Annotated in this window: 22 protein-coding genes and 2 pseudogenes; 6 read left to right on the forward strand and 18 right to left on the reverse strand. The window is 69.8% G+C overall.

What is annotated here, in order from left to right; all coding sequences use genetic code 11:
• Positions 1–29: 29 nt before the first annotated feature.
• The 5 genes from ACFW5B_RS24265 to ACFW5B_RS24285 all read right to left on the reverse strand — a co-directional run bounded on the left by ACFW5B_RS24265 (position 30) and on the right by ACFW5B_RS24285 (position 4,880).
• Entirely contained in the window at positions 30–914 is an 885-nt protein-coding gene (locus ACFW5B_RS24265; protein WP_386443254.1) for a carbohydrate ABC transporter permease, read from the reverse strand.
• Positions 911–1,807 (reverse strand): carbohydrate ABC transporter permease, encoded by an 897-nt coding sequence (locus ACFW5B_RS24270; protein ID WP_386443257.1) that lies wholly within the window; start codon positions 1,805–1,807, stop codon positions 911–913. The genes ACFW5B_RS24265 and ACFW5B_RS24270 overlap by 4 nt, the downstream gene beginning before the upstream one ends.
• Before the next feature lie 124 nt (positions 1,808–1,931).
• Positions 1,932–2,993: an extracellular solute-binding protein gene (locus ACFW5B_RS24275; RefSeq protein WP_386443260.1), complete on the reverse strand. Its 1,062-nt coding sequence runs from the start codon at positions 2,991–2,993 to the stop codon at positions 1,932–1,934.
• A gap of 497 nt (positions 2,994–3,490) precedes the next feature.
• Positions 3,491–3,874 carry a VOC family protein gene (locus tag ACFW5B_RS24280; RefSeq protein WP_386443263.1) on the reverse strand — a complete coding sequence of 128 codons (384 nt, stop codon included), beginning with the start codon at positions 3,872–3,874 and terminating at the stop codon, positions 3,491–3,493.
• 316 nt (positions 3,875–4,190) lie between these two features.
• Complete coding sequence (locus ACFW5B_RS24285; protein WP_386443266.1) at positions 4,191–4,880, reverse strand: nitroreductase; 690 nt, start codon at positions 4,878–4,880, stop codon at positions 4,191–4,193.
• Positions 4,881–4,983: 103 nt separating this feature from the next.
• Here ACFW5B_RS24285 and ACFW5B_RS24290 point away from each other — a divergent pair, with 103 nt between their 5' ends.
• Entirely contained in the window at positions 4,984–5,577 is a 594-nt protein-coding gene (locus ACFW5B_RS24290; protein ID WP_386443268.1) for a TetR/AcrR family transcriptional regulator, read from the forward strand.
• 191 nt (positions 5,578–5,768) lie between these two features.
• Positions 5,769–7,034 carry an APC family permease gene (locus tag ACFW5B_RS24295; protein ID WP_386443271.1) on the forward strand — a complete coding sequence of 422 codons (1,266 nt, stop codon included), beginning with the start codon at positions 5,769–5,771 and terminating at the stop codon, positions 7,032–7,034.
• Between the two features lie 7 nt (positions 7,035–7,041).
• Here the strand turns inward: ACFW5B_RS24295 and ACFW5B_RS24300 are convergent, their stop codons facing one another.
• The 3 genes from ACFW5B_RS24300 to ACFW5B_RS24310 all read right to left on the reverse strand — a co-directional run bounded on the left by ACFW5B_RS24300 (position 7,042) and on the right by ACFW5B_RS24310 (position 10,294).
• Positions 7,042–7,170, reverse strand: a complete 129-nt coding sequence (locus ACFW5B_RS24300; protein ID WP_386443274.1) for a hypothetical protein — start codon at positions 7,168–7,170, stop codon at positions 7,042–7,044.
• 100 nt (positions 7,171–7,270) lie between these two features.
• Positions 7,271–8,995, reverse strand: a complete 1,725-nt coding sequence (locus ACFW5B_RS24305) for a styrene monooxygenase/indole monooxygenase family protein (RefSeq protein WP_386443277.1) — start codon at positions 8,993–8,995, stop codon at positions 7,271–7,273.
• Positions 8,996–9,073: 78 nt separating this feature from the next.
• Positions 9,074–10,294, reverse strand: coding sequence for a styrene monooxygenase/indole monooxygenase family protein (locus ACFW5B_RS24310; protein WP_386443279.1), 1,221 nt, complete (start codon positions 10,292–10,294; stop codon positions 9,074–9,076).
• Positions 10,295–10,819: 525 nt separating this feature from the next.
• Between ACFW5B_RS24310 and ACFW5B_RS24315 the strand changes: the two genes are divergently transcribed.
• Positions 10,820–11,800 (forward strand): AraC family transcriptional regulator, encoded by a 981-nt coding sequence (locus ACFW5B_RS24315; protein ID WP_386443281.1) that lies wholly within the window; start codon positions 10,820–10,822, stop codon positions 11,798–11,800.
• A 112-nt stretch (positions 11,801–11,912) separates the two neighbouring features.
• On the opposite strand, the gene ACFW5B_RS24320 is transcribed toward ACFW5B_RS24315, so the two are convergent.
• A complete protein-coding gene (locus ACFW5B_RS24320; protein ID WP_386443283.1) occupies positions 11,913–13,094 on the reverse strand; it encodes an acyl-CoA dehydrogenase in 1,182 nt (393 codons plus the stop codon).
• Positions 13,095–13,387: 293 nt separating this feature from the next.
• Between ACFW5B_RS24320 and ACFW5B_RS24325 the strand changes: the two are divergent.
• Positions 13,388–13,525, forward strand: a pseudogene (locus tag ACFW5B_RS24325) (cytochrome P450); the annotation flags it as partial.
• Positions 13,526–13,571: 46 nt separating this feature from the next.
• Here the strand turns inward: ACFW5B_RS24325 and ACFW5B_RS24330 are convergent.
• From ACFW5B_RS24330 to ACFW5B_RS24340, 3 genes are all read right to left on the reverse strand, one after another.
• Positions 13,572–14,378 carry an alpha/beta hydrolase family protein gene (locus ACFW5B_RS24330; RefSeq protein ID WP_386443286.1) on the reverse strand — a complete coding sequence of 269 codons (807 nt, stop codon included), beginning with the start codon at positions 14,376–14,378 and terminating at the stop codon, positions 13,572–13,574.
• Between the two features lie 121 nt (positions 14,379–14,499).
• The gene (locus ACFW5B_RS24335; RefSeq protein WP_386443289.1) at positions 14,500–16,044 is read right to left on the reverse strand and encodes an FMN-binding glutamate synthase family protein; all 1,545 of its coding nucleotides are present in this window, start codon (positions 16,042–16,044) and stop codon (positions 14,500–14,502) included.
• 174 nt (positions 16,045–16,218) lie between these two features.
• On the reverse strand, positions 16,219–16,824 hold the full coding sequence (locus ACFW5B_RS24340) for a TetR/AcrR family transcriptional regulator (RefSeq protein ID WP_386443292.1): 606 nt from the start codon (positions 16,822–16,824) through the stop codon (positions 16,219–16,221).
• A gap of 69 nt (positions 16,825–16,893) precedes the next feature.
• Between ACFW5B_RS24340 and ACFW5B_RS24345 the strand changes: the two genes are divergently transcribed.
• Positions 16,894–17,787: an NADP-dependent oxidoreductase gene (locus ACFW5B_RS24345; RefSeq protein WP_386443295.1), complete on the forward strand. Its 894-nt coding sequence runs from the start codon at positions 16,894–16,896 to the stop codon at positions 17,785–17,787.
• Between the two features lie 203 nt (positions 17,788–17,990).
• Here the strand turns inward: ACFW5B_RS24345 and ACFW5B_RS24350 are convergent, their stop codons facing one another.
• From ACFW5B_RS24350 to ACFW5B_RS24375, 6 genes are all read right to left on the reverse strand, one after another.
• Positions 17,991–19,925, reverse strand: coding sequence for an ABC transporter ATP-binding protein (locus ACFW5B_RS24350; protein WP_386443297.1), 1,935 nt, complete (start codon positions 19,923–19,925; stop codon positions 17,991–17,993).
• On the reverse strand, positions 19,922–20,356 hold the full coding sequence (locus tag ACFW5B_RS24355) for a lasso peptide biosynthesis B2 protein (RefSeq protein WP_386443300.1): 435 nt from the start codon (positions 20,354–20,356) through the stop codon (positions 19,922–19,924). The genes ACFW5B_RS24350 and ACFW5B_RS24355 overlap by 4 nt, the downstream gene beginning before the upstream one ends.
• Positions 20,353–20,607 carry a lasso peptide biosynthesis PqqD family chaperone gene (locus tag ACFW5B_RS24360; protein ID WP_386443303.1) on the reverse strand — a complete coding sequence of 85 codons (255 nt, stop codon included), beginning with the start codon at positions 20,605–20,607 and terminating at the stop codon, positions 20,353–20,355. The genes ACFW5B_RS24355 and ACFW5B_RS24360 overlap by 4 nt, the downstream gene beginning before the upstream one ends.
• 39 nt (positions 20,608–20,646) lie before the next feature.
• Positions 20,647–22,503, reverse strand: a complete 1,857-nt coding sequence (locus tag ACFW5B_RS24365; protein WP_386443306.1) for a lasso peptide isopeptide bond-forming cyclase — start codon at positions 22,501–22,503, stop codon at positions 20,647–20,649.
• Positions 22,504–22,530: 27 nt separating this feature from the next.
• Entirely contained in the window at positions 22,531–22,641 is a 111-nt protein-coding gene (locus ACFW5B_RS24370) for a keywimysin-related RiPP (protein WP_107070770.1), read from the reverse strand.
• Positions 22,642–23,431: 790 nt separating this feature from the next.
• A complete protein-coding gene (locus tag ACFW5B_RS24375) occupies positions 23,432–24,640 on the reverse strand; it encodes a PucR family transcriptional regulator (protein WP_386443309.1) in 1,209 nt (402 codons plus the stop codon).
• 173 nt (positions 24,641–24,813) lie between these two features.
• On the opposite strand from ACFW5B_RS24375, the pseudogene ACFW5B_RS24380 reads away from it, so the two are divergent.
• A pseudogene (locus tag ACFW5B_RS24380) lies at positions 24,814–25,143 on the forward strand (hypothetical protein); the annotation flags it as partial.

Genomic DNA, 25,143 nt, shown 5'->3' on the forward strand with positions numbered 1-25,143 from the left:
AGGGGCGTGAGTGGCGGTCCACGGCGCGGTCAGTCCCTGACCGCTTCATTGGTGACTCCGGCAGCGATGTGCCGCTGGGCAATGGTCAGGAGCAGCGCGGCGGGCAGGGAGGAGATGACGGCGGTGGCCATCACCGAGTTCCAGGTGGTGATGTTGGTGCCGGCACCGATGTAGTCGTACAGCCCCAGCGTGACCGGCTTCCACGTGGTGGTGTTGAGGTTGAGCGTGGCGGCGAACAGGAAGTCGCCCCATGCGAAGAGGAACGCGAAAAGGCCTGCGGTGATCAGCGCGTTACGGGATATGGGAAGCACGATCTGCCAGAAGGTGCGTACCGCGCCTGCGCCGTCCAACGCCGCTGCCTCCAGCAGGGACCGGGGGATGGCGGTCATAAAGGCCCGCAGGATCAGCACGGCAAAGGGGACGGCGAGCGTGGCGTCGGCCAGGATCAACGCCAGGGCCGAGTTGAGGATCTGGACGGAGGCGAAGATCTGGTACAGCGCGTTGGCCATGACGATGCCGGGCACGAGCTGGACGACCAGCAGCACGCTCAGTAGCGTTCTGCCGCCCGGGGAGCGCAGCTGCGCCAGCGCGTAGGCCGCCGGCGCGGCCAGGGCCAGCGTCAGGACCGTGGCGCCCGAGGCGATGATCAAGGATGCCAGGAGATGGCCGCCTTGCTGGGACAGCGCGTCCCGGTAGCCGTTGAGTGTGCCGCCGAGGGGAAGCCAGTGCGGTGCCGGCCGGGCCAACTGCTGATTGGTCTGGAAGGACGCGTTCACCATCCAGTACAGCGGGAACAGCATGAGGGCGACGACGACGACACCGAACGCGGATTTCGCCCAGGTGGATACGGCCGCCCGGCTCCGTCCGCCGCGGACCGTGGCGGGCCGGCTCCGCGCGGCGCGGGCGGCGGTCATGCGCGGGCTCCGGGATCAGCGCGCAGCGCGCGCAGGTACAGCAGGGCGAAGACGGCGGCCACGATGATGAGCAGATTGCCCGCGGCCGCTCCGAGACCGAACTCCGACAGCCCGCCGAAGGACAGCTGGTAGGCGTAGGTGGTGATGGTGTGGGTGGCGTTCGCCGGTCCGCCCTTGGTCATCACCCAGATCACGTCGAAGACCTTGAGCGTGTAGATCAGGCCGAGCGTCACGACGATGCCGATCACGGGTCTGATCTGGGGCAGCGTGACATAGCGGAACTGCTGCCAGTGGCCGGCGCCGTCCAGGGAAGCCGCTTCATACAGTTCCGTCGGGATGGCCTGCAGCCCGCTGTGGAGGATCACCATGTTGAACGGCACACCGATCCAGATGTTGCAGATCAGCACCGCAGCCATCGCGGTGTCGGGGGTGTTGAGCCACGGCACCGGGCCCTGGACCAGATGGAGGGTGAGCAGGATCTGGTTGACGACGCCGTTGCTGGTGTCGAGCAGCCATCGGAACAACGTGCCGGAGACGACCAGGGGCAACAGCCAGGGGATCAGCACGAGCGACCGCAACAGCGGACTGAGCGGGAACGAGCGGCGAAAGAACTCCGCGAGCCCCAGGCCGATCGTGAACTGGAAGAAGAGCGAGCCCGCAACGAAAACCACGGTGTTGACGGCGGCAGTGGCAAAGGCGGGGGTGCTCAGCAGCCGGCGGTAGTTGCCGAGGCCGATGAACGGGGCGTTGCCGCTGTAAAGGGAATTGATGTCGTAGTCCTGGAAGGACAGCACCACATTGCGGGCCAGCGGATAGAGGTGGAACACCGCGACGAAGAGGACGACCGGCACGATGAACCCGATCCCGAGCCGTCTGCGAGCCGCCCGCGCCACGGAACGGTCCGGCGGCAGCCTTTTGCAGCCGACGACTGACGCCGAGTGCTTGGGCAGTGCCGGAACCACGGCTACCTCTCCGGGAAGGCGGCCGTGTACCACCCATGGGGGAGCGGCTCGGTGCTCATTGCGTCGCCTGCTTCTGTGCGTCAGTCAGCGCCGTGCGGGGCGACTTGCTCCCTGACAGTGCTGCCTGCACCGCGGTCCACAGCGCCTGCGAGTACTTCGGATAGTCCGGCCCGACTTCCGCCGTGCGGCTCTTGGCGCTTCCGATGGTCTCCACGAATGTCTTCATCGTGGGCACAGCGGCACTGAATTTCGCGGCCACTTTCGGGTCGGACGGCACGTAATTGGTGAGCTTGGCCCACTTCAGACTGTTTCCCTTCGACACCAGGCATTTGATGACCTCGGCTGCCTTGCGGGACTTGCCCCCACTGTTTCTGGCCGCCCACACCTCGCCGCCGAGCGCACCGGAAGAGGTTCCCCCGGCCGGGGCGGGCACCGGCGCGATACCGAAATCCTTCATGCCTGCCTTTCGTAGCAGGGGCAGCTCCCAGGGACCGTTGATCATCATAGCCAGCGAACCGTTTGCGAATTGCTCCCCGACATTCATCTGATTCCAGCTGAGCACGTCCTTGGGTGCCGAACCGGAGGAGACCAGGTCCTTCAGGAGCGTCAGCGCCGACACAGCCTCCGGTGAATCGAGCTTCTTCAGGGAAGCGCCGGCGCTGAAGAAGAAGGACTCGAACTGGAAACTGCCTTCTTCGGTGGCCGGCACGGCAAAGCCGATTCCGTGCACCTTGTCGCCCTGAGTCAGTTTCTTGGCCGCGATGCGCAACTCATCCCATGTGGCAGGCGGCTTGACGCCCGCCTTCTCAAGCATCGACGTGTTGTAGTAGAGCGCCAGTTGGTTCACACCGGGCGCCACACCGTACTGCTTACCCCGGTATTTACCTGCGGCGACGATGTTCGGATACAGTCCGTCGGTCTTCACACCGGCCTTGCCGAGGTCGGCGAGCGCTCCGGTGGCGGCGAGCTGCTGCAGATCAGGATTGTCCAGGAGAATGAGGTCCGGCAGTGCCCGGCTGTTCGCCAACTGCAGCACTTTTGTGCGCAGGTCCGGCACAATCTGCCGGTTGATGGCAACCCCCGCCGGCTTGCCGCACCGGGTGAGCTGCTTGGCCATGGCACTCCGCCCGGGGGCGGAACTGTAATAGTCTATTTCGGTCAGAGTGATCTTTCCGCTTTCCGTGGGTCGTCCGGGCGGTGCGCCATCGCCGCCGCAGGCAGCCAGCAGCAGGCCAGTTGCGGTGACCGTCGCTGCCAGAGTCACGCGTGACCGGGTGCGACGGCACTTAACAGAGGTGTGCATGGAGGCTCCCCGGAGAAGTCGGTGCGCAGACACTGATATGCGCGGCCCAGGCGATGGATGTTTCTCAGGCCGGTGGCGGGCCACTCGACAGTCGGGCGTGAACCCGCCGTCCTCGCGTACCGCGGCGAACATGTCGGTCTCGCCCTCCTGGCCGGTCCCGGGGCGGGGCAGCAGTGGCAAGCGCAGCCGGTCTTGCCGCGCCAGGTCTCGTGAGCCGTCCTTGACCGGGTCTCCGTAGTGACACGGAGAAGGCGGCAGTGCTTCCGTTGATCTTGATGTGAGCTGAGCTGCTGGCGGCTCTCGGAAACTGCTCAGCGCGGGGCAGGTTCGAACAGTTCGATGAGGTTGCCGGCCGGGTCGGTGAGCAGGATCTGGCGTCCACCAGGGCCCGCGATGACGTCGCTGCGGAAGGAGAGCCCGGCGGTGCGCAGTTGGCCGATCTCGTTGTCGAGGTCGTCGACAACGAGGTGGATGCGGTTGCGGCCGGGCGCGTCGGCGTCATCGGGCGTGGCCCTGGCGCCGGAGCTTGCCGGCCCGGACAGCAGCAGCCGCAACGGGCCGCGGACCACGTCGGCGAAGGCAGGCGCGGGGTTGGTGTGCAGCGTGAAGCCGAGGTGGGTGGTGTAGAAGTCGACCGCGGCGGCCACGTCGTCGACGATGTAGCGGACGCTGGCGAGCTCGTCGGGTGTTGTCACGGTTGGATCTCCCGGTTCGTGGCGCGGGCAGGGGCGGGCAGCAGGTGGCGGACGCGGGTGTCGGTCTCCGCCGTCCTGTACCTGAAGGCGGGGTGGCTTGCCTGGTCGTTGTCTCTGGCGGCAGCCGGGCCGCGGATGCTCCAGTGGACCGGTCGCCGCTTGTTCACGTCGAACACCTTGACATGCGGGCCAGCAGATAGCGGGACAGCCGCACCGTGACTGCCGGCCCCCTCACCCCGCCCGTCGCACCGTTCCCCGGACTCCACGCCCCGCAGGCATCCACATCTGGTCAGCCGGATGATCCAGAGCGAGTCGGTCAGAGGTGGAAGGCGGTGGTTGCGCCGAGGGCGGCCCGCTCGGTCCTGACCCGGTTCACCGGTGCGCTCTCGTCGGCGTAGCCGAAAGAGATGCCCACGAGCAACTTTCCTTCGGTGACGCCGAGTTCGTTCCGGACGGTGTCGGCATAGAAGCTGAGCAGGCCCTGCGGGCAACTGTCCACGCCGTATGCGGCCATGGCCAGGAGCAGCGTCTGCATGTAGGCGCCGACGTCGGCGGCCAGTCGCGCCCCGCCGTCGCCGGTGACGAACAGGAACGCGGCATGGGGTGCCCCGTAGAAGCGCAGGCTCTCCGCATCGTAGGCCGCGCGTGCCCCGTGGTCGTCAGGGTCGATGCCCAGCGCTCCGTACAGACCGGCGCCGAACGCCGCCCGCCGCTCCTGGTGGACGCGGGCGTACATGTCCTCGGAGTACGGGAAGTCGGCCGAGGCACGTTGTGCGGCGTGGGCCGCCTGCAAGGCGTCCGCCAGGTGTGCGCGCCTGGCGCCACTGACCACCTCGACCCGCCACGGTTGCGCGTTGGAGTTGGACGGCGCGGTGCCGGCAAGGGAGAAGATCGCGCGCATGGTCTCCGCGGGCACGGCTTCGGGCAGGAACGCGCGTGTCGCGTGGCGACCGCGTATCAGTTTCTCCGCGTGGCCACTCAGTTCGGTGGAAGGCAACCCGCTCATGGAACTCCCTTCAAGGAATGCTTAGGTAAACGCATTCGTTTACCTGCGGGCCCACTGTAGCCACCCATCCCCTCTGAAGTAAACGGGAACGTATACTTCCCTCATGAGTACGGTGACGACGGCGTCTCGACGGCAGGGGCGCGGGGGGCGCGAGCGCATCCTGGCCGCCGCTGCCCGGCTGTTCGCGACCCAAGGGATCAACGCGACCGGCATGGAACAGGTCGCGGAGCAGGCACCGGTGTCCAAGCGCACCCTCTACGCGCACTTCCGGACCAAGAGCGACCTGGTCATCGCCCATCTTCAAGACCTCGCCTCGACGGGTCACACCCTGGAGAGCGCGCTGACTCGCGAGGACATCCCGGCGCGAGAACGGATCCTCGCACTGTTCGTCCCGCCTGCGACGGACGCGGCTCCCGTACGCGGATGCCCGTTCATCGACGCCGCCGCGGAGTTCCCCGACCCGCAGAGCGCGGTCCACTCCTACGCCCGCGAACAGAAACTGCTGATGGTGCGGCTGGTAACCGCACTGGTGACGGAGCTGGGCTGCCGCGAGCCCGCCACACTGGCCGAACAACTCGTCACCCTCGCGGACGGGGCCGCCAGCCGCGCCATGGTGCTGAGTGATGCGGACTACGGACGGCACGCGCGGGCAGCAGCGGAAGTCCTCCTGGAGAACGCTCTGCCAGGCACGAGCTGACGAGGCGACATCCGCGGCCGACAGGCCTGGATCTGGTGTCGAGCGCTCGCGAGGCGGCTCGGCACGGCGGCGCCGTCACCGCGCACTGCCGATGGCGGGTGTCCGCCCGAGGCCGGACGAGTTCACCTGGCCGATGCCGCGCGCAGATATCGTGCGCCGGTATCGGAGCTCGACATGGAGAGGCGCAGGGCATGAACACGTCGGCACCACCGGCCGGGCCGGGGGGACTGAAGCGGCACCTGGGGCTGTTCGACGCCGTGGTGATCGGGCTCGGCTCGATGATCGGCGCGGGCGTCTTCGCCGCGCTCGCCCCGGCCGCGTCCGCGGCGGGCTCCGGGCTCCTGATCGGGCTGGCGCTGGCGGCCGTGGTCGCGTACTGCAACGCCACCTCCTCCGCCCGGCTGGCGGCCCGCTATCCGCAGTCCGGCGGTACCTACGTCTACGGCCGCGAGCGCCTCGGCGAGTTCTGGGGCTACCTGGCCGGATGGGGCTTCGTGGTCGGCAAGACCGCCTCATGCGCGGCAATGGCGCTGACGGTCGGCTCCTATGTGTGGCCCGCACAGGCGCACGCCGTGGCGGTCGCGGCGGTGGTCGCGCTGACCGCGGTGAACTACGTCGGTGTGCAGAAGGCCGCCTGGCTGACCCGGGCGATCGTCGTCGTGGTCCTGGCGGTGCTCGCCGCGGTGGTCACCGCCTGCCTCACCGGCCCGGCCGTCGACACCGGCCACTGGGCCGTCGGCGCGGACGCCGGCTTCCAAGGCGTCCTACAGGCGGCGGGGCTGCTGTTCTTCGCCTTCGCCGGCTACGCGCGCATCGCCACCCTCGGCGAGGAGGTCCGCGCCCCGCAGCGCACCATCCCCCGCGCCATCTCCGCCGCGCTCGCCATCACCCTGGTCGTCTACGCCGTCGTCGCCCTCGCCGTCCTCGCCGTGCTCGGCCCCGACGACCTGGCCCGCACGTCGGCGCCGCTGGCCGACGCGGTCCGAGCGGCCGGCGTGCCCGGCCTGGCCCCGCTGGTACGCACCGGAGCGGCGGTGGCGGCGCTGGGCTCGCTGCTCGCGCTGATTCTCGGCGTCTCGCGCACCACCCTCGCCATGGCCCGCGACCGGCACCTGCCCCCTTCCCTGGCCGCCGTCCACCCGCGTTTCGCCGTGCCGCACCGCGCCGAACTCGCCGTCGGCGCCGTCGTCGCCGTGCTGGCGGCCGTCGTGGACGTGCGCGGCGCGATCGGTTTCTCCTCCTTCGGCGTGCTCGCCTACTACGCGGTCGCCAACGTCTCCGCCTGGACACTCACCCCCGGCGAGGGGCGCCCACCGCGATTCGTGCCCGTCCTCGGCACGATCGGCTGCCTCGTCCTGGCCTTCGCCCTCCCCGCGGCCGCGGTGCTGTGGGGCGCCATGGTGCTCGCGCTCGGCGCCGCCGCCTACGGCGTACGCAGGATGCTCACCCGGAGCTGAGCCGACGTCAGGGCTGGAGCCGGTCCGGTGGCAGCAGCTCGCGGACCGGCTCCGCCAATGTCCGGCTGTCCGCCGCCTGCGCCTCCTTGCCGGGCTCGGTGGCCCGGCGGACGCGGCGGGTCGGGGCCGCCCCCACCGCTGGGAAGTGAACAGCCCGTCGGCCTCCACCTGTGTGCGGCTCAGCCCCGGCGTCCCCGCGTGAGCCGGATGGTGCCAGGCCGATAGGCCATTCAAGTTCACATATCTGGATGCTTCGTCGCCACCTGGTAGTACCCCGAGTGGAACACCAGAGGGGTACCGCCGTCGGCCTCGTACTCTTCGACCTCGCCGAGGAAGATGACGTGGTCACCGGCGTCGAGGCGTTGGACGGTGCGGCACTGGAAGCGGGCGACCGCGCCGTCCAGGAGGGGGGTGCCGGCGATGCCTGGAGTGGTGGGGGTGCCGCGGAATTTGTCGTCGGCCGGGGTGGCGAACTGGCGGGAGAGGTGGTGCTGGTCGGCGGCCAGTACGTGGACGGCGAAGTGCGAGGCGTCGGTGAAGTCCGGGAGGCTCGGGCTGTTTTTTCCGGGGCACCACAGGACGAGGGGCGGGTTCAACGAGACGGAGGTGAAGGAGTTCGCGGTCATGCCGACGTTGCGGCCGTCGGGGGCGCGGGCCGTCACCACGGTCACGCCGGTGGCGTACTGCCCCAGCGCGCGGCGAAGGTCGCGGCCGTCGAAACGAGCGGCGTGCTGGGCGCGCTTCTCGGCGAGGAAGCGGTGTGCCTCGGCCTGCTCGAACCACCAGCGGTAGAGGGTGCGCGGGTCGTCGAATCCGGCGGCGAGGGCGGCGGCGACAGAGGGGATTTCGGCACCTGCTGTCAGAAGGTCTCGGTGGTGGGGGCTCAGGTCGGTCAGGAGGGAGTTGGTCCAGCCGACGGCCCATTGAGCCCAGCCGCGCCAGAAGTTGTCGAAGGTGCGCTGCATCCACTGCGAGGTGAATTCGGCGCTGCCGTGGCGGAGGATGCTGTCGAGGTAGTGGGTCGCGGCCTGGGCCGCGTTGTTCGGCCCCTGGCCGGCGATCGGATCGTTGAGAACGACGGCGTCGGCCATGCCGAGGACGTGCCGGCCGGAGGCCAGGCGGGCGACGGGGTGCCGGACGGCCGGCGTGAGCCTGCCGCGCAGCACGCCGCCGCTGTCGGTGAGCCGGGCGTGCCGGTAGCGCTCGTATGCGTCGGGGAAGAACCGGCGGAGGACCTCCCGTGAGCGGGTGAGGTGGCCTTCAGGCGTGCGGATGTCGTCCCAGCAGTCCATCGGGCCGCCGGGGACGCCTTCGAAGACCAAGATGTCGCAGGGGCCGGTGGTGGTGAGGGCCGGGAAGGAGAAGAATTCGCCGACGCCGGGGACCAAGCGGTAGTGGAGGGCGTCCTCCCCCTCCCGCGGTGCCGTTCCCGTGACATACGTCAGAGCCAGCGCACGGCGCGGCCGGTCGTACGGGGAGAGTTCGGAGTTGCGCGGGAAGAGTTGGCTCAGCTCGCCCTTGCCCGTGGAGACCACGACGAGATCGTGCGTACGGGCGTACCATTCGAGGTCGTTGACGCCCGCCTCGTGCAGCACGATCTCGCCGCGGCCGCCGTCCGCGAACTTCTCGATCCAGGCGGCACACTTGACCCTCTGGTCGACGGAGTGGGCAGGGCCTTCCAGCGGCGCGCGCCAGGAGACGTCCGGAGTACCGTGCGGACCGATGAGAGAGAACGCGATGCCGGAGATGTCCGGTGCCTGGCCCTCCCAGCTGTGCAGGCCGAGTTCGCGCTCGCTCTGGAGCGCGGTGTCGAACATGCACTGGCTGGACATGACCGGGCCGCGACGTATCTCGTCGGGGCCACGGTCGGTGACCAAGGTGACGTCATAGCCGTGCGCCTGTAGTCCCAGGGCGAGTTGGGCACCCGCCTGCCCGGCTCCGACCACCGCGATCCTTCTCATGTCCTGCTGTCCTGCTCTCGTGACGTATCCATCACTGACGTGACGTCAGTTGTTGTGGGTCCGCTCTCGACGGCCCCCTCAGGCCCCGACCTCGGTCAGATAGTTCTTCGCGGCGACCGGGTCCATGAACCAGTGGAACAAGTCGCGCGGGTCATCGAAACCGTTGACGAAGCGTGCGGCGATACGGGAGTTGGCGCTCGCCGCGCCGAAGAGCTCCAGGACGTGCTGCGGCGGGGCGCCGAGCATTGCGTTGGTCCAGGTCGTGGCGTACTGCGCGGGGTCCCAGAAGCGGCCGAAGGCCAGCTCCATGAACGCGGTGTCGTACGGGCGCTCACCGTGGTCCAGGATGGTGGCGAGGTAGGAGGCCGCGCACTTCGAGGCGTTGTTGGACCCCTGGCCCGTGACCGGGTCGTTGAGGACGACGACGTCGGCGAGGCCGAGCACCTGCGCGCCGGAGGGCAGCGTGGCGACGGGCTTGCGGACGGTGGGCGCGAAGCGGCCCGCGAGGGTGCCGTTCCCGTCGGTGAGCGTGACATCGGTGCAGCGCTCGGCCTCCCACGGAACGTACGTCCGCAGCAGCTCCTGGAACTGCGCCAGCTGCTGGTGGGGGGTGAGCCCGTCGAAGCAGTCGAGCGGGCCACCCGGGATGCCCTCGAAGAACATGATGTCGCAGGGGCCGGTGGTGGTGAGGCCGGGCATGGTGAAGTACTCACCCACACCGGGGATGACGTTGAAGCTGACGCCGGGGCGATCGGGCAGCGGCGCCATGCCGGTGACGTACGCCAGGGCCAGCGCACGCTGAGGAGCGTCGTACGGGGAACGCCTGGCGTCCCGCTCGAACAGCCCCGCGATCTCGCCCTTGCCGGCCGCGACGATCACCAGGTCGGACTCGGCGGCGTAGCGCTCCAGCTCCTCGATGCCGGCCTCGCAGAGGCCCAGACGGCCGCCGCGGCGCGCGAACTCGCCCATCCAGAGCGGCATTTTGACGCGCTGGTCGATGGAGCGGGCGGTGGCCTCGAGGCGGGCGTCGAAGGAGAGTGCCCGGCCGCCCCGGCCGTCGGCGATGCTCACGCCGAGACCGGCAATCGGCGGGCAGGCGTCGCCCCAGAAGTCGAGGCCGAGGTTGCGCTCGTGGGCCAGCGCGGTGCCGAACATGGCCTGGCTGGACATGACCCGGCCCTCGCGGATCTGGTCTCCGGTGCGGTTGGACACGATGGTGACGTCAAAACCGTGGTCGATCAGGCCGATGCCGAGCTGGAGCCCGGCCTGGCCGGCTCCGACGATGGTGATCTTGCGCATGAGGGGGTGCTCCGGGGGTTGGGGTGTGCGGTTTTTGAGCAGCGCCGTGCAGTGCCGCGCGTTGTGCAGCGTTTCGGCACGGGGCGGGGGCGACGGGTGGGCGGCGGTGGTGTGAATGCGGCTGCCCGCCGGAGGGGGGCCGGCGGGCAGCCGCGGGAGGCCGGGGCACCCGTAGGACCGGGGGAGGGGCCCCGGGTCACCCGGCCGGCTGGAGAGGCCCGGCCGAATCGGCGAGCCGGGGAAGCGGAGGCAAGGGTGCCGCGACGTGCGGGAGTACGGCTTCGGTGGCCGTCACCGCGTCGGTCGCACGTAATAAGCGCGGTGCGCAGGCGACGGGCTGTCCGCTGGACGTGACTCCGCCTCCGACGAGCGCAGCCCGGCCCGGCACTCCCTGCATTGTTGATTCCCAGGATTCTCTCGGGGCCGCGGCGGTCAGGGAGCAATCCTGGTATGGCAAGATCACCTCCGCTATCCGGATCACGCGGGTTGCTGTCCCGATCGCGCATCTCGGCGGTGGAGGTTTACGTGCCCGCTGAAGAGTTCCCCCTCGCAAATCACCAGCGGTTTCATACAGCGGACATTTGGGAGGCGCGGGCCGAGGTCGGCCGCGCCTTCTGTCCGCATGAGCTGCGCATCATGCGGCGCTCGGCGACGCTCGACGCCCGGCTGCACGGCGCACCCTTCGACCGGACAGGTCTCTATTACCTCGATTACGGAACGGAAGTCCGGATCACACCGGGCGATCTGGAGAGCTTTTTCCTCGTCCAGATCCCGCTTGCCGGTTACGCCGAAATCACCTGCGGCCGCGAGGAGATCATTTCCTCCCCGGAACTCGCTTCTGTCCCTTCTCCGACCGGAAAGCTGGACATGCGCTGGGGTGACGGCAATCCGCAGCTGATCGTGTGGTTCGACCGGTCGTCGCTGGAATCGCACCTGGGCAGTCTGCTCGGCCGCGCCGTGCGCCGCCCGATCTTCTTCTCGCTCGGCATGAACCTCACCACACCGGGCTCCCGGTCCTGGCTCAACATCGTCGACCTCATGCGCCGGGAGGCGGAGGGGCCTGGCGGGATGACAAGCCAGCCCCTCGTGACAAAGCAGCTGGAATCACTCCTCATGACCCAGCTGTTGATGGCCCAGCCGAACAACTACACCTCGGCGCTGCTCGGCGAGCAGCCGCGCGTCGCACCGCCCGCGGTGCGCCGCGCCATGGAGGTCATCGAGGGGCACGCCGCCGAACCGCTCACGGTCGCGGAGATCGCGGAGTGCGTGGGCGTCGGCGTACGGGCCCTTCAGGAGGGCTTCCGCCGGCACCTCGACACCACACCGCTCGCGTACCTGCGCGAGGTCCGCCTGGACCGGGTACGCACGGAACTCCTGGCCTCCGATCCGGGTGCCGCGACCGTGACCGCCGTCGCCTCCCGCTGGGGCTTCCTGCACCCGGGCCGTTTCTCACTCGCGTACCGCCGGCAGTTCGGGGAGTCGCCTTCGGAGACGTTGCGGTCATAGGAGAAATCCGGCCTGTGCCCGCCGACATGTCCGCCAAAGACCTCGTCCGCCTGGTGAGGTACCACCGGCGCAGTGAACTCCTTTTGTTCCGGCGCACTCGCCGGCCTGGTGGTCACGGCGTCAAGTCGAGAAATTCCCAGTGTGCTCGGGGTTGCGCGCCGCTGAGCCACTTCCCGCAGTTCTGCAGGACCGTGGGGCTGGAGGTGATGTGCTGGGTACCTGTGCCGAGATCACGCAGAAACCTGTCGATCGGCCCGCGCCGGACCGCTGCCGTCCCCGCCCATCGGTGCACCGTCTGACCCACCTCCTGCACGGTCCACGTCGCGTGGTTGAGCGCCAGCCGGAGCAGAGTGTCCTGCTCGGTACTCGTCAACTCGCCTGCATCCAGGGAGACTTCGATCCCCCGCCATACTTCCATCGCCCACGCCCGTGCCGAACGAAACTTGGCTTCGGCGGCCGCGTACTCCGCATGGAACTGCGCGGTGTCGACGGCGGCGTTGCGTGTGCCGGATTTGGCCGCGGCGGCCAACTTCAGTTCATCGAGCAGGCGCCGCCCCACACCGAACGCCCAACCGGTGTGTCCGATTGCGGACATGTTGACCAACCCGAGGCGGTAGATCGCGCCGCCGTTGACGGGGTTCGTCGTCGTGGCGAGATACGTGTACGTCGCCGGGACGAGCTCATCGGCGCAGTGGTAATCAATGCTGTGCGTCGCACGCAGCCCGAGCACATCCCAGTTGTCGACGAGTTCCACCTGCGACTTCGGCATCGCCAGCACCCGCAGCTCCCCGGTTCCCTCGACCTGGATCGCACTGTGGATATGGGTGGCGTGCGCCATGCCGGAGGCGAACTGCCAACTGCCGCTCACCAGATAGCCACCCTCCACCGGGACGGCCCGGCCGGGGCGGGTGCCGTGCCCGGCCAGCAATGCGTGGTCCCCACCCGCGACATCCGGGAACAAGTCGGCCGCCGCAACGGCATCGAGATAGGCCGCAGTGGTGCCGGTCATCAACTGCAGCGCCATCATCGTCCAACCGGCCGCGGCATCGTGGTAGCTGACCCGCTCGACTGTCTCTGTCAATTGGCGTGGGGAGAACTCGTAGCCGTCAAGACTCCGCGGCAGTGCGGCCCGCACGACCCCAGCACCCAACAACGCCCCCGCGACGTCCTCGGTGAGTCTGCCGAGTTCCTCGGCCGCGTCCGCGTCCGCGTCAAGCATCGTGCCGAGTACGTCAATCCGGTCGAGCATCGCGGGAAATTCCGGACTGACATGCAATCCGATCGAGACCGCCATGGTGGTTGCTCCTCGCCATCAGTACTGAGTCAGCGTCACCATAAGGGAGACACCGCACCGTTCCTCGACCTGCCAGGGGATTCGCGCAACGCCCCTCCGAGATCCGCGAAATGCCCGCTGAGGCCGGTGCGGGAGCGCGCGGACCGCTGGGCGGGACAGGCCGTCGGTCAACCTGTCGAGCTTTAACGGGAGTTGACCGCGCCGTCGCTCCGAATGATCTGGCGGCGCACCGCTCGGGCGGCCGCACCGGCCGCAGCGACCTGATCGGGGCGCTCGTCGAGGCCGGTCGGAGCCCGGCCGGGACGACGGTGTTCTATCCGTTCCGGGCGGTGCACCTGAACCCTGCGTACTGGCCCGAGCCGGAGCGGTTTGACACCGAACGGTTCACACCGCGGGAGGTTGCCAAGCGGCCGAGGCTCGCGCACGCGCCTGGACCCTCACCGCTGGGAAGCCCCCCCCGCGCCCCTGACCCCTCACCTATCCGAGCGAGCGCTCAACCACCTGAGATGTCCCTCCTGCGGGCCGTGCCCCGTGGATGTACTGGTCGGCCCAGGCGCTGATGATGTGGGCGGCTCGCTGCGCTTGCCCTCGGGCGGTCAGGAGATGGTCTGCTCCTTCGAGTGAGACGAAGCTTCGTGGGTGCCGTGCCTCGCGGAAGATCTCACCGGCGTTGTCGATGTGGACGGTGTTGTCGGTGGGTGAATGCAGGACGAGTAGCGGCAGGTCCAGCTCGCCTATTCGATCCCGCAGGTGAGCACGGCGGACGTCTTCGACGAAGGCGCGCTTGAGGACCAGGGTCTTCCCGCCGACGAACCACTCGTGCGACCCATCACTGAGCACGCGATCCACGACCGCGTCGTACTGTCGCTCGACGTGGCTGGGATCGACCGGCGCCCCGATCGTGGCGACCGCGCGGACGCCGGTTGCCTCGGCTGCCGCGGCGAGGACGGCGGCGCCTCCCCATGAGTGCCCCACCAGCAGGTCTGCCGGAGTCCCTCGCTCCGCCATCATGGCTGCGGCACGGATCGTGTCCTGGACCTTGACGGTGAAGGAACCGTCCCCCCAGTCGCCGTCGGAGTCGCCGATCCCGAGGTTGTCGAAGCGCAGCATGCCGATCCCCTCGCGTGCCAGCTGCTTGCTGACCCGCGAGGCGGCCGGCGAGCCCTTGCCGAGGGTGAATCCGTGCACGAAGATCCCCCAGCCGCGGATCTCGCCGTCCGGCAGGTCGATCGCTCCGGCCAGCTCGGGGCCGACGACGCTCGGGAATCTTACTTTTTCGCTCATGTTGTGATCACCTAGGCAGGGGCTGTTCGTGGAGCAGGGAAGACAAGGGTGCCATCACCGGCGCCACACGCGCGCTCCGGGCAGGGGAGCGGCGAGCGCGGCGCCTGCCGTGACCGGCATCTCAGGCGGTCGGTTTCCGGTCGGCGGACCGCTCGGTGGTGAGCAGGGCGGTGATCTCCTCGGCGAGGTGCGGGCCGAGCTCGCCCCAGCCGTCCTTGTAGCCGTAGACGCCGGCCAGGGTGCGGGCCTCGTAGTCGCCGTTCATGATCTCGATGTCCGTGGCCGTGATGAGCGCCGGGTGGGCGACACCGACGGCCGCCGAGACCTTGATCAGCTCCTTGCGGAGGGTGCGCAGGTAGACGGCGGCCCGGGTGGCCTTCGAGGCCGGGTCGAGGCCGCGGGCCAGCCACGGGCTCTGGGTGGCGATGCCGGTGGGGCACTTGTCGGTGTGGCACTTCTGCGCCTGGATGCAGCCGATCGACAGCATCGCCTCACGGGCCACGTTGATCATGTCGGCACCCAGGGCGAAGGCGACCGCGGCGTTCTCGGGCAGGCCGAGCTTGCCGGAGGCGATGAACGTCAGGTCGTCGGTCAGCCCCCGCTCGGCGAAGGCGCCGTAGACCCGGGAGAAGCCCATCCGGAAGGGCAGCGACACCGAGTCGGAGAAGGTGAGCGGCGCCGCCCCGGTGCCGCCCTCGCCGCCGTCGATGGTCACGAAGTCGACACCACGGTCACCATGCGCCATCAGCGCGGCCAGCTCCTGCCAGAACTCCATCTCTCCCACCGCGCTCTTGATCCCGACCGGCAGGCCGGTCTCGGTGGCGAGCAGTTCGACGAAGTCCAGCATCGAGTCGACGTCGCCGAACGCGGTGTGCCGCGACGGGGAAGCGCAGTCCTCGCCGAGCGGGATGCCGCGGATCCCGGCGATTTCCGGTGTCACCTTCGAGCCCGGCAGCATGCCGCCCAGCCCGGGCTTGGCGCCCTGGGAGAGCTTGATCTCTATCGCCTTGACCGGGGCGCCGGCGACCACGTCCTTGAGCTTGTCGAGGTTGAAGCTGCCGTCCTCGTTGCGGCAGCCGAAGTAGGACGTACCGATCTGCAGGACGAGATCGCCGCCGTTGCGGTGGTACGGCGAGAGACCGCCCTCGCCCGTGTTCTGCAGGGTGCCCGCCAGCGCCGCCCCCTTGTTGAGTGCGGTGATCGCCGCGCCGGAGAGCGACCCGAAGCTCATCGCCGAGATGTTCACCACGCTCGCCGGCCGGAACGCCTTGGCGCGCCCGCGCGGCCCGCCCAGCACCTTGGCTGACGGCAGTGGGGCCTGCGGGTCGTGCACGTCGGGCAGGGGGCCGGCGAACGTGCGCTGCTTCAGGTAGGCGTGCCCCTGCGTGTGCTCGACGTCGTTGTCGGTGCCGAACCCGAAGTAATTGTTCTCCCCCTTCGCCGACGCGTAGATCCAGGTGCGCTGGTCACGACTGAACGGGCGCTCCTCGTCGTTGGAGGTCACTATGTACTGCCGCAGCTCCGGCCCGATCGTCTCCAACAGGTACCGGGCGTGCCCGAGCACGGGGAAGTTCCGGAGCAATGCGTGCTTCTTCTGGACAAGGTCACGAGCGGCCACCAATGCCAATGCTGTTGCGGTGGCCGTGGCGATGCTCCGGGCGCGCATGAACGTTCCTCTCCTCGATGTTCGACTCCATTGCCATGCAGTGGAGTTGTCGTGCCGGCATTGGGCGGCGGGCACGACACAGCGGCGTCAGCGTCCGTCGGAGGACGCCAAGTGATATTAGGGGCTCGCCCATGGCCTCCGGGAAGGGTGAGCGTCGGGCGGGGCGGGGCCTGGCTACAGTCCGGCCGTGCCGGTGGAGTTTCTGGAGGGGCAGGTGACGGCCCAGGCTGCCTCGATCATTTGGAAGATCTCGTCCAACGCGGCGTCCGGATGGGGCGCTTCGCGGGCCAGCGAGTAGGCGTCGATCACGAACCTCGCGATCGTCCGGCCCGCTGTTGTGCTCTGTGGCAGGCCGGGATCGGCGGCGATGGCCGTGGCCAGCGACTCCGCGTGGCGCAGCCTCATCGACTCCTCGTACTCCCGCAGGGCGGGAGATTCGTCGATCATGCGCCAGATCGGGGTGGCGCTGTCCGCCGTGCAATGCCGGACCAGGGAGCGGATCTCGCGGCGTAGCGCGGGGATGAGCGGCTCGTGCGGCGCCCGGCCGGTGACCGCCTGCGTGAGGCGTTGCTCGAAGTCATCGTCCTGCTCGAACACCAGGGCCTCTTTCGAGGCGAAGTGGGAGAAGAGCGTGGTGACGGCCACGTCGGCCTCAGCGGCCACGTCACGGATTCCCACCGCCTCGTACCCGCGCTCCAAAAAGAGCCGGAGAGCGGTGTCGGCGATCTTCTGGCGGGTCGCGGCCTTCTTGCGCTCACGGCGTCCGGGCGGCACGGTCATACCCGGACGCTATCAGATACGAACCTGCATCAACTTCAAAAAGCTAACCGTTAGTGTTACGTTCCCCGCATGAAGAAAGTGAGCTTCGCCGAGTTCGGCGGTCCGGGCGTGCTGCACCTCGTGGACGCCGAGGAGCCCCACGCGGGCCCCGGCCAGTTACGCATCGCTGTGCGGGCGGCGGGCGTGAACCCCGTCGACTGGAGAATCCGTGAAGGCCAGAAGCTGGGGGCCCATCCGATCGAGTTGCCCTCCGGAGTCGGGCTGGATGCCGCCGGGGTGGTGGACGAGGTCGGTGAGGGCGTCGAAGAAGTCGAGGTCGGTGACCACGTGTTCGGCGAAGGCTTCAGCACCTATGCCGAGTTCGCCGTGCTGTCGGCCTGGGCCCGTATGCCTGAGGGGCTGACGTTCGAAGAGGCGGCCGGGTACCCCTCCGTGGTGGAGACCGCGCTGCGCATCATCCGCGAGGTCGGTGTGCAGTCCGGGCAGACGTTGCTGGTCAGCGGCGCGTCCGGGGGAGTCGGCTCGGCGGTGCTGCAGATCGCCCGCGACCGCGGCATCACGGTGATCGGCACGGCTGGGGCCGCGAACCAGGACTATCTGCGCAGCCTGGGTGCCCTCGCCACGACGTATGGCGAGGGCTGGGTCGAGCGGGTGCGGCAGCTCGGCCATGTCGACGCGGCCCTCGATCTGGCCGGCTCGGGCGTGATCCGCGAACTCGTCGAACTGGCCGGGAACCCGCGGAAGGTGATCTCCATCGCCGATCTCCGTGCACCGGAGTTCGGTGTCCGATTCTCTGGCGTGGCCGGGAGCGTGCCAGAAGCGCTCGCCGTGGCCGCCGACCTCATCTCGCGGGGAAAACTCCACATCCCGGTCGAGAAGTCGTACACGCTCGCCGAGGCTGCGGCGGCGCACATCGACAGCCAAGCAGGCCACGCGCGCGGGCGCCGGGTCATAGTCGCCTGAAGGCCGGCTGGGCGATTCGGCCTCACGTTTCTCCGGCATCGGCACAGCGTCGTGTGGCGGCCTTGTCGTGGTAGCCGAGGTCCTCGGCCCGCGTGCATATCCGGGTACCCGGCTGAGCGCATTCGCGCGTACGCCGACACCGGACGGACTCATGCATCCAACTCCCTGGGCCTTCCACACCGCCCGCGAACCCGAAGGCTCTACTACGGCGTTCGGGGCCGTCCATGCGCGGCCGTCGCCGCCTCCGTTCCGGACGTGAGGCCGGCCGGCCGGAGCATTTGGCCGGCCGCGAGCGCGCGGTAGGAGGGACTGGTGGTCAACAGCTCCTCGTGGGAGCCGGAGGCGACGGTGCGGCCTTCCTCCAGCACGATGATGCGGTCGGCGTGCCGCACGGTGGAGAGGCGGTGCGCGATCACCAGGAGGGCGCACTCCTGGGCGGCTTCCTTCATGAGCGCGGTGAGTGCGGCCTCGTTGATGGCATCGAGGTGGGAGGTCGGTTCGTCGAGGAGAAGAAGTGCGGGCCGGGCCAGGAGGGCGCGCGCAAGGGCGACCCGCTGCCGTTCGCCGGCCGACAGGGTGTTGCCGCGTTCGCCGAGTACGCCGGACAGGCCACCGGGCAGTCGTCGGACCACCCCGTCCAGCTGGGCGAGTTCGACGACCCGCCGGACCTCGTCATCACCGGCGCCGGGTACCGCATAGGTGAGGTTGTCCCGGAGCGTGCCGTGGACGACATGGGTGTTCTGGTCGACGACGGCGATGCGCGCCCGGCATGCTCCGCGGCTCAGCTCGGCTGCGGGGCGACCGTCGAACAACAACGTTCCGGAGCTCGGCTCGTAGAACCTCGCCAGCAGCGCGAAGATCGTGCTCTTGCCCGCGCCCGACCGCCCGACGAGGGCGACCTGCCCGTGGTGGGGGACGGTGAACGAGACACCGTTGAGCACCGGCCGGTCCGGGACGTACCTGAAATGGACGTCGCGCAGGGCCAGGGCCGGAACCTCGCCCCTCCGCATCCGCTCAACCCTCTGGGGCGCCACACGGGCGACGCACCCACCCGTAGCGATCCGCTCCGGGGACTCCGCGGGCCCAACGGTTTCCGCGGGCTCCACGGGCTCAACGGCCTCCGCAGGCTCATCGAACTCCTCGGACTCCCCGGGCTCCGCCGGCAGCGCCAGCGCCTGCGCGATCCGCTGGTACGCGCCCATGCCGCGCTGCATCAGCCCGACCGCCCGGAAAACCGACGACAACGGCAGCACCAGGTAGGAGGCGTACAGCAGAAAGGCGACCAGATCGCCGAGGGAGTTGGCGTGTCCGTTGACCCGCAGCCCGCCGATGACCAGAACGAGCAGGAAGGAGCCCTGGACGGCGAGTTCGACGGCGGGGCTCATCACCGAGGCGAGTTTCGCGGTCCGTACGCCGGCGTCGTACGCCGCGTCGACCCGCTTGCCGATGCGCGTCGCCTCGCGGTCCTCGGCGCGGTGCACCCGGACCATCGGCAGGGCGCCGAGCGCGCGCTCCAGTTCGGCGGCGACGGCGCCGACGGAGCCTTGCATGCGTGCGGAGGCGGCCCGGATGCCTTTGAGCAGGGAGGCCACGACGACGGCGGCGGTGGCCACGGTCAGCGCGACCAGAAGCAGCAGCAGCGGGTCGATCCACGCCATCAGGACGACCGCTCCGGCGGCGGCGAGGGCACCGGTCACCAGGTCGACCAGCGCCTGGGACACGACGTCCCTGAGCAGGGTGGTGTCGGTGGTCACGCGGGAGATCAGGTCGCCGGTGCGGTGCCGGTGGTACTGGTGCATTTCCAGCCGCAGCAGGCGCGCGATGAGGCCGTGGCGCAGTCCCCGTACGACGCCTTCACCCATGCGTTCCAGGACGAAGCGCCCCACCGCGCCGGTCGCCGCCTCGGTGACGAACAGCGTGGCCAGGAGCGCGAGCAGCGGCCAGAAGGTCCGTCCGTGTCCGCCGGCGTCGACGATGTTCCTGGCGACGAGCGGCTGGGCGAGCCCGAGGGCGGAGCCGGCCAGGGTGAGCACGGTGGCGACGACGACGGAGGCCCGGTGCCCGGTGGTGAGCCGGTACATGGTGGCGACGGCACCCCATGTCGAACGGTCCGGTGTCTTCCCGGCGGCCGCGGTCATCGGGGGAGCCTGCTGACCGGTGCCACGGCGATGAGCCGGGTGAAGTAGTCGTCCGGCACCCCTTCGTCCACCGGGCGGGCATCGACCTCGATCCAGGCGTGCGCCGTGAAGGGAGGCACGACGCGCACCCCGGTGCACCAGGTCGGCCAGCTGCCGCTGAGCCGGCACAGCAGCGCGGCCCCCAGGGAGCGGGGCAGGCAGCCGCGCGGCCCGGCGCAGCGCAGGCTGACCGCGCACATCGCGTCCCGGGCAGCCTTGGCCTGGCCGGCGGAGGCCGGTGCGGCTCCTCGCCGTACGAGACCGAGGACGGCGCGGATGCGGTGCGGGGGCAGAAAGGACAGCGCGACGGCGGGGAGGAGGACGAGTCGGGCGGCCAGCCGCAGGGCGAAGGGGACTCCGGTGGGCCGCTCCAGTGCGCTCGGTGTCGTCATGCGGCCAGCCCCGACGCGCGCAGCTCCTCGACCAGGGACGTGACGTCCTGCTCGGCGCGCGTGCGGTCGATGTCGAACTCGGCGATGAGCGCGTCGGCCGCCGCCGTTTCGTCGCCGCCCGCCAGCAGCGTACTGACGATCAGGCCGGCGGTGGGGTTCAGCTCCCAGTACTGTCCATTGCGTTCGTCCAGCAGGACCGTGCCGTAGTCGGTCGCCGCCGTGGAGACCTTGTCACCGAACCGCAATGCCATGTTGCGTACCTTTCCGTGTCGGGGAGTGCAGCGGAGTGTCTAGCGGGCGGTGCGGGTCCTGTCCCGCGTGGGGCGGGAGAGACTGCGCAGCCACACTTCGCCGGCGATGGTCGAATAGAGGATCGCGTCGCGCAGGCCGGGGGTGGCGGGCCGCTGGGCCAGCCGGCGCAGGGCCTCGCCGTCCACCAGACCGAGCTGTTCCAGCCGTGAGTCCTCCCAGAGCGCCAGCAGGTCACCGCGGTGCTCGCGCAGCCCGTTGGACGCGTCCATGGACGCCGCGGCCTTGTTGGTACGCCCCAGACAGGACTCCGGCACGATGCCGCGCATGGCCGTGGTGAGAAGCGGCTTGTACCGCCAGGGCGTCACGCGCTCGCTCGGCCGGACCGCCATGCATGCCTCGATCACCCGGTCGTCGAAGAACGGCGACGCCATCGGCACCCCGGCCCTGGCCGCCATCCGGTCCCACTGCCGGATGATGCGCGTACAGGAGCGGATCTGCTCCAGGTCGGTGTGCAGGCCCCGGTCCGGGTGCAGCGGTACGGCGGTCTCGGCCGCCGTACGAAGCGCCCGCCCGGCCAGCCGTTCGGCCTCGGGGGTGACCCAGTCGAACAGCCGCGGTGCCATGCCCCAGCCCAGACCGCTGCTGACGGACGGGGGCAGCGGACCGCGCAGGCCGCGGCCGGCGTCCGCCAGCCATGTCCCGTACGGCCGGGAGTCGGCCAGCGCCCGGGCCATCCCGCCGAGCGGCCACTGCCACAGCGCCCGGAACCCACGAAGCTGCCGCACGGCGAACAACGGGCGGCTGCGCAGCAGGCGGTGGTAATACGCCTCGGAGCACCACGCCACGTGGTCACCGCCGATACCGGTCAGATGCAGCCGACTGCCCCGCTGCGCCAGGCCCGGCAGGTGGTGCAGGACCCGCGAGCGGTCCATGACGCCGATGGTCGGCTCGTCCAGCAGGTCGTCGATGCCGAGGAGATCGTTGTAGACCAGGGGCGAATCGTCGGCGTTCCACACCACGTGCTCGACCTGCGGGAGGCACTCGGCGGCCTGCGTGGCCCAGTACAGGTCGGTGTCCGCGGGATCGCGCCCCGGCCAGGTACTGGCCACCACCTTGGCGGGCGAGCGAGCGGCCAGAAACGTGATGGAGGTGGAGTCCAGCCCGCCGGACAGATCGCAACTGACCACGCCGCCCTGCCGCGTACGGGCATCGACGGCTTCGGCGAGCGCGGCCCGGACGAGGGGGGCTCCGTCGGCGAGCGACCGGGTCGGCTCCGGCGGCGTCCACCAGCGCGAGTGCCGGACGGACCGGCCGTCCGCCGCGACGATCAGCGCGTCCTGCGGGGACACGGGGGTGACCTCCCGCCACAGCGGTGCTTCGAGCAACGGGTGGGGGACCGGCCACAGCAGCCTGACCGCGACTTGCTCCTCGTCCGGTTCGGCGCCGAGCGCGTCGGCGAGCACATCGGCGCTGGTTGCGGACACCCGCACACCGCCGACGAGCGCGTGGAAGACCAGTCGCAGACCGGACGCGGTGCCCTGCATCCGGAGCTGCCCGTCATGTGCGGCCACGAGATGGAAGCTGCCGGGCAGGCCGCGTGCCCAGGCGTCGAGTTCGGAGAGATCCCTCAACCGGCCGATCCGGCGCTCCAGTTCGGCGCAGTCGACCGGACGGCAGCCGACGAGGGCGAGGGCGTCCGTGCCGGCGCGAGCGGTCACGATGTCCTCGTCGTGCCAGTGGCCCACCAGCCAGGGACGGCCGGAGGCATACGTCAGGGTCCGGGTTTCCGGGCGGGCGAAGCAGCGGGCCACGGCGGCCGCGTCCGCACGGTCGGGAAAGACCGCGAAGTGCGCGTCGCCGGGGCCCGTGCCCGCACCTGGGTGCGTTTCAGTCATGGCTTCGGATCAGTGAGCCGTCGACCGTCAGTTCTTGCTCAGGACCAGCCGGTCGTTTCCGGAGCTGTTCAGGAGCCCGGTCTTCTTCCGGAACGAACCCAGTCGGACGAGCGTCGGCGCTTCGTAAGCCTTCTTCATTGCCGTCTCCTTCGATGCGGATTCCGCCACTCCTCCCCAGCCCGGCCACGAGCCGGCCGTCCGGCTCATGCACAGCTGCGCCCGGATTCATCGGAAACCCGGAGCAGGAGGTGCGGCGCGCCACCGAAGCTAGTTGCAGCCCATCAGCCCCACGCAACAGAAGAACCCCAAATCGGATTGTATGAATTGGTGTGCGGCCCGTGATCGAAATGGATCGATCGATACGCGCCACTGAATCGGCAATCGCAGGGCCGGTGTTCGAACTCCGCGCCGAAAAAACCTTTGGACCTGTGCGTACTTGACTGTTGCCTGACCCGGCGCACGACGGCGCAGGAACGCGGAGCGGTCGCCGCCGGGCAGCGCCCGGCTTCGCTCCCCGCACAACCATTCCGCTGCCTTTCGCGCCGGGCGCCGAGGAATCGGCTGAGCGCTGGGGGCCTTTGCGTCGGACCTGGGTGCTTGAAGCGTAGGCCGTGAGGTGATCTTGGAGGTTGAGGGTGACCTGCCCGCCGCGGGCATGGACGGGGGCCTTGAGCCCTCCCAGACGGTGAGGGCTGCTGTGAGCACGGTGCCGGCTTCTGCTACTCGGTGGCTCCGATGCCAGGCACTTTCCGCCGAACTCGGGGGTGCGGTGGGTGCCGTGGCCCGCTGTCGCGTCCCACTTGCTCGGCTTGGACCATGTCTTCCGTGTCGCGTGCGTCCTGCGGACGCCGGTCGTCCGCACTGCTGCGTTCCTGCTGGCGATCCGCGATGCGGGGTGGGTCCCCACGTCGCGGGATCGTCGCGTCCATCAGCCGGGCAGAAAGCCGGTTGTCGGGCCCTCAGCGAGTCGGCGGACGGTGAGGGCGGCGCCGAAGAGCTGTACGCCGCGTGTGGTGTGCGGGTCCAGGCCGGTCAGTTGGGCGGCTCGGGCGAGGCGGTTGTCGACGGTGTTGGGGTGGACGCTGAGCGCCTGGGCCGTGCGGCGTCGGTCCAGGTCGCAGTCGAGGAACGCGGCGACGGCCTCGACCAGGCCGAGGTGGCCGTCCAAGGGGGTGAGAAGCGAGTCCAGTTCGGCGGCGCTGTCCTTGGAGCCGGTCAGATGGTAGTCGAGCAGTACGTCCTGAAGCCGGTGCACGCCGGGGGTGGGCGCGATGGCGGCGATCCGGTGCGCCTGCTCGGCGGCGGCGGGGACGTCCGCCGGTGTGGCCGCAAGGGCGGCCCCCGCGGTCACCGGGCGGGACAGGCCGGTGGACAGTTCCCGGACGAGGTCGGCGTGGGGCGTGCTCAGGGGGAGCAGGATGTGGCCGCCCTGTTCGTTCGGCAGGCTGAGCGCGCGGCCGTCCGCGGCGGGCGTGAGCCGGACCAGGACCTGGTGGAGCAGCCGTCTCGCGGCCACCGGTTCCTGGGGCACCGGGGCGCGGACGCTGAGCACCAGGTAGCCGGGTTCGAGTGGGAGTCCGCACCGGGCGGCCACCTCCTGCGGCGCGTCACCGCGGAGCAGCGCCGCGGCCAGTTCCCGTTTCGCCGCCTGCTGGTCGGCCAGCCCCAGCAGGTATGCCTCGGTGGCCTGCTCGACCAGGGAGTTGACCGTCGAGAACAGCCGGCGGGTGAGCCACTGCAGCGCGGCCTCTTCTCCCGGCCGGGCGGCGGCGCAGAGCGCGTCCGTCACCACCTCGGCGGCGACGTGGTACGCCCTGAGCAGCCCGGTCAGGTGGACACCTTCCGAGGCACGCTGGATGGCGCGTTCCCGCAGCACCTCGGCGCCGGTGTCCGCGAGGCCCTGCACGCCGCGGAGGAAGCCGCGGATCGTGTGCCGGGCGGCCGAGGCGATCTCCAGATCCTGCATGTCGCCGGGGAGGCGGTCGAAGCCGGGGACCTCGGCCCGCTGGCGCTCGACGACCAGCCTGGCCAGCTGATTTATCCGGGGTTCGAGGCGGGTGGCCATCCGGACCACCGGCTCACGGATGTCCTCGCCGGGTTCCTGGTCCTGGGATGGCGACGCGCTGCGTTGTGACACCTCACAACGATAGGCCGCCTGACGTGGCCTCAGGACCAATTGTCCCGGCCCGCCGGTGGGACGACAGTGAGGCGATGACGGTCTGACCTTCGTGCCGCGCGGTGTCGGCCGGCCCGGCCCCACCGGCATCCGTCCGTCAACTCCGACAACAGCCCTGTGAGGAACGACCCTTGATGAACGCAACGCGACGACTCCGCCGCTGGGGCGCCGCCGCCGGTGTGGGGGTGGCCATGCTCGCCCTGTCCGCCGCGCCGGTGACAGCGGCCCAGGCGAACCCGGCAGACCCCGCTCCCGCGCCCGCCACCACCGCCGACGCGGTCAAGGCCTACGTCTACGGCTACCCCCTGGTCCTGGCGCGGGCCACCGAGCAGGCGTCCACCAACGTCCGCAAGCCCGATCCGGCGACCCTGCGGGCTCCGGTGAACCAGTTCGCCAAGGCGGACAGAACTCCCGGCCCGGAGTTCCACACCGTGGTGGCCCCGAACGTCGACACCCTGTACACC

Source organism: Streptomyces sp. NPDC058773 (assembly GCF_042746015.1).
Taxonomy (GTDB): domain Bacteria; phylum Actinomycetota; class Actinomycetes; order Streptomycetales; family Streptomycetaceae; genus Streptomyces.

Coding starts and splice junctions, on each gene's coding strand:
- ACFW5B_RS24265 (WP_386443254.1), bottom strand. CDS start 914: ATGACCGCCGCCCGCGCCGCGCGGAGCCGGCCCGCCACGGTCCGCGGC.
- ACFW5B_RS24275 (WP_386443260.1), bottom strand. CDS start 2,993: ATGGCCAAGCAGCTCACCCGGTGCGGCAAGCCGGCGGGGGTTGCCATC.
- ACFW5B_RS24285 (WP_386443266.1), bottom strand. CDS start 4,880: ATGAGCGGGTTGCCTTCCACCGAACTGAGTGGCCACGCGGAGAAACTG.
- ACFW5B_RS24290 (WP_386443268.1), top strand. CDS start 4,984: ATGAGTACGGTGACGACGGCGTCTCGACGGCAGGGGCGCGGGGGGCGC.
- ACFW5B_RS24295 (WP_386443271.1), top strand. CDS start 5,769: ATGAACACGTCGGCACCACCGGCCGGGCCGGGGGGACTGAAGCGGCAC.
- ACFW5B_RS24305 (WP_386443277.1), bottom strand. CDS start 8,995: ATGAGAAGGATCGCGGTGGTCGGAGCCGGGCAGGCGGGTGCCCAACTC.
- ACFW5B_RS24310 (WP_386443279.1), bottom strand. CDS start 10,294: ATGCGCAAGATCACCATCGTCGGAGCCGGCCAGGCCGGGCTCCAGCTC.
- ACFW5B_RS24320 (WP_386443283.1), bottom strand. CDS start 13,094: ATGGCGGTCTCGATCGGATTGCATGTCAGTCCGGAATTTCCCGCGATG.
- ACFW5B_RS24330 (WP_386443286.1), bottom strand. CDS start 14,378: ATGAGCGAAAAAGTAAGATTCCCGAGCGTCGTCGGCCCCGAGCTGGCC.
- ACFW5B_RS24335 (WP_386443289.1), bottom strand. CDS start 16,044: ATGCGCGCCCGGAGCATCGCCACGGCCACCGCAACAGCATTGGCATTG.
- ACFW5B_RS24340 (WP_386443292.1), bottom strand. CDS start 16,824: ATGACCGTGCCGCCCGGACGCCGTGAGCGCAAGAAGGCCGCGACCCGC.
- ACFW5B_RS24345 (WP_386443295.1), top strand. CDS start 16,894: ATGAAGAAAGTGAGCTTCGCCGAGTTCGGCGGTCCGGGCGTGCTGCAC.
- ACFW5B_RS24350 (WP_386443297.1), bottom strand. CDS start 19,925: ATGACCGCGGCCGCCGGGAAGACACCGGACCGTTCGACATGGGGTGCC.
- ACFW5B_RS24355 (WP_386443300.1), bottom strand. CDS start 20,356: ATGACGACACCGAGCGCACTGGAGCGGCCCACCGGAGTCCCCTTCGCC.
- ACFW5B_RS24360 (WP_386443303.1), bottom strand. CDS start 20,607: ATGGCATTGCGGTTCGGTGACAAGGTCTCCACGGCGGCGACCGACTAC.
- ACFW5B_RS24365 (WP_386443306.1), bottom strand. CDS start 22,503: ATGACTGAAACGCACCCAGGTGCGGGCACGGGCCCCGGCGACGCGCAC.
- ACFW5B_RS24370 (WP_107070770.1), bottom strand. CDS start 22,641: ATGAAGAAGGCTTACGAAGCGCCGACGCTCGTCCGACTGGGTTCGTTC.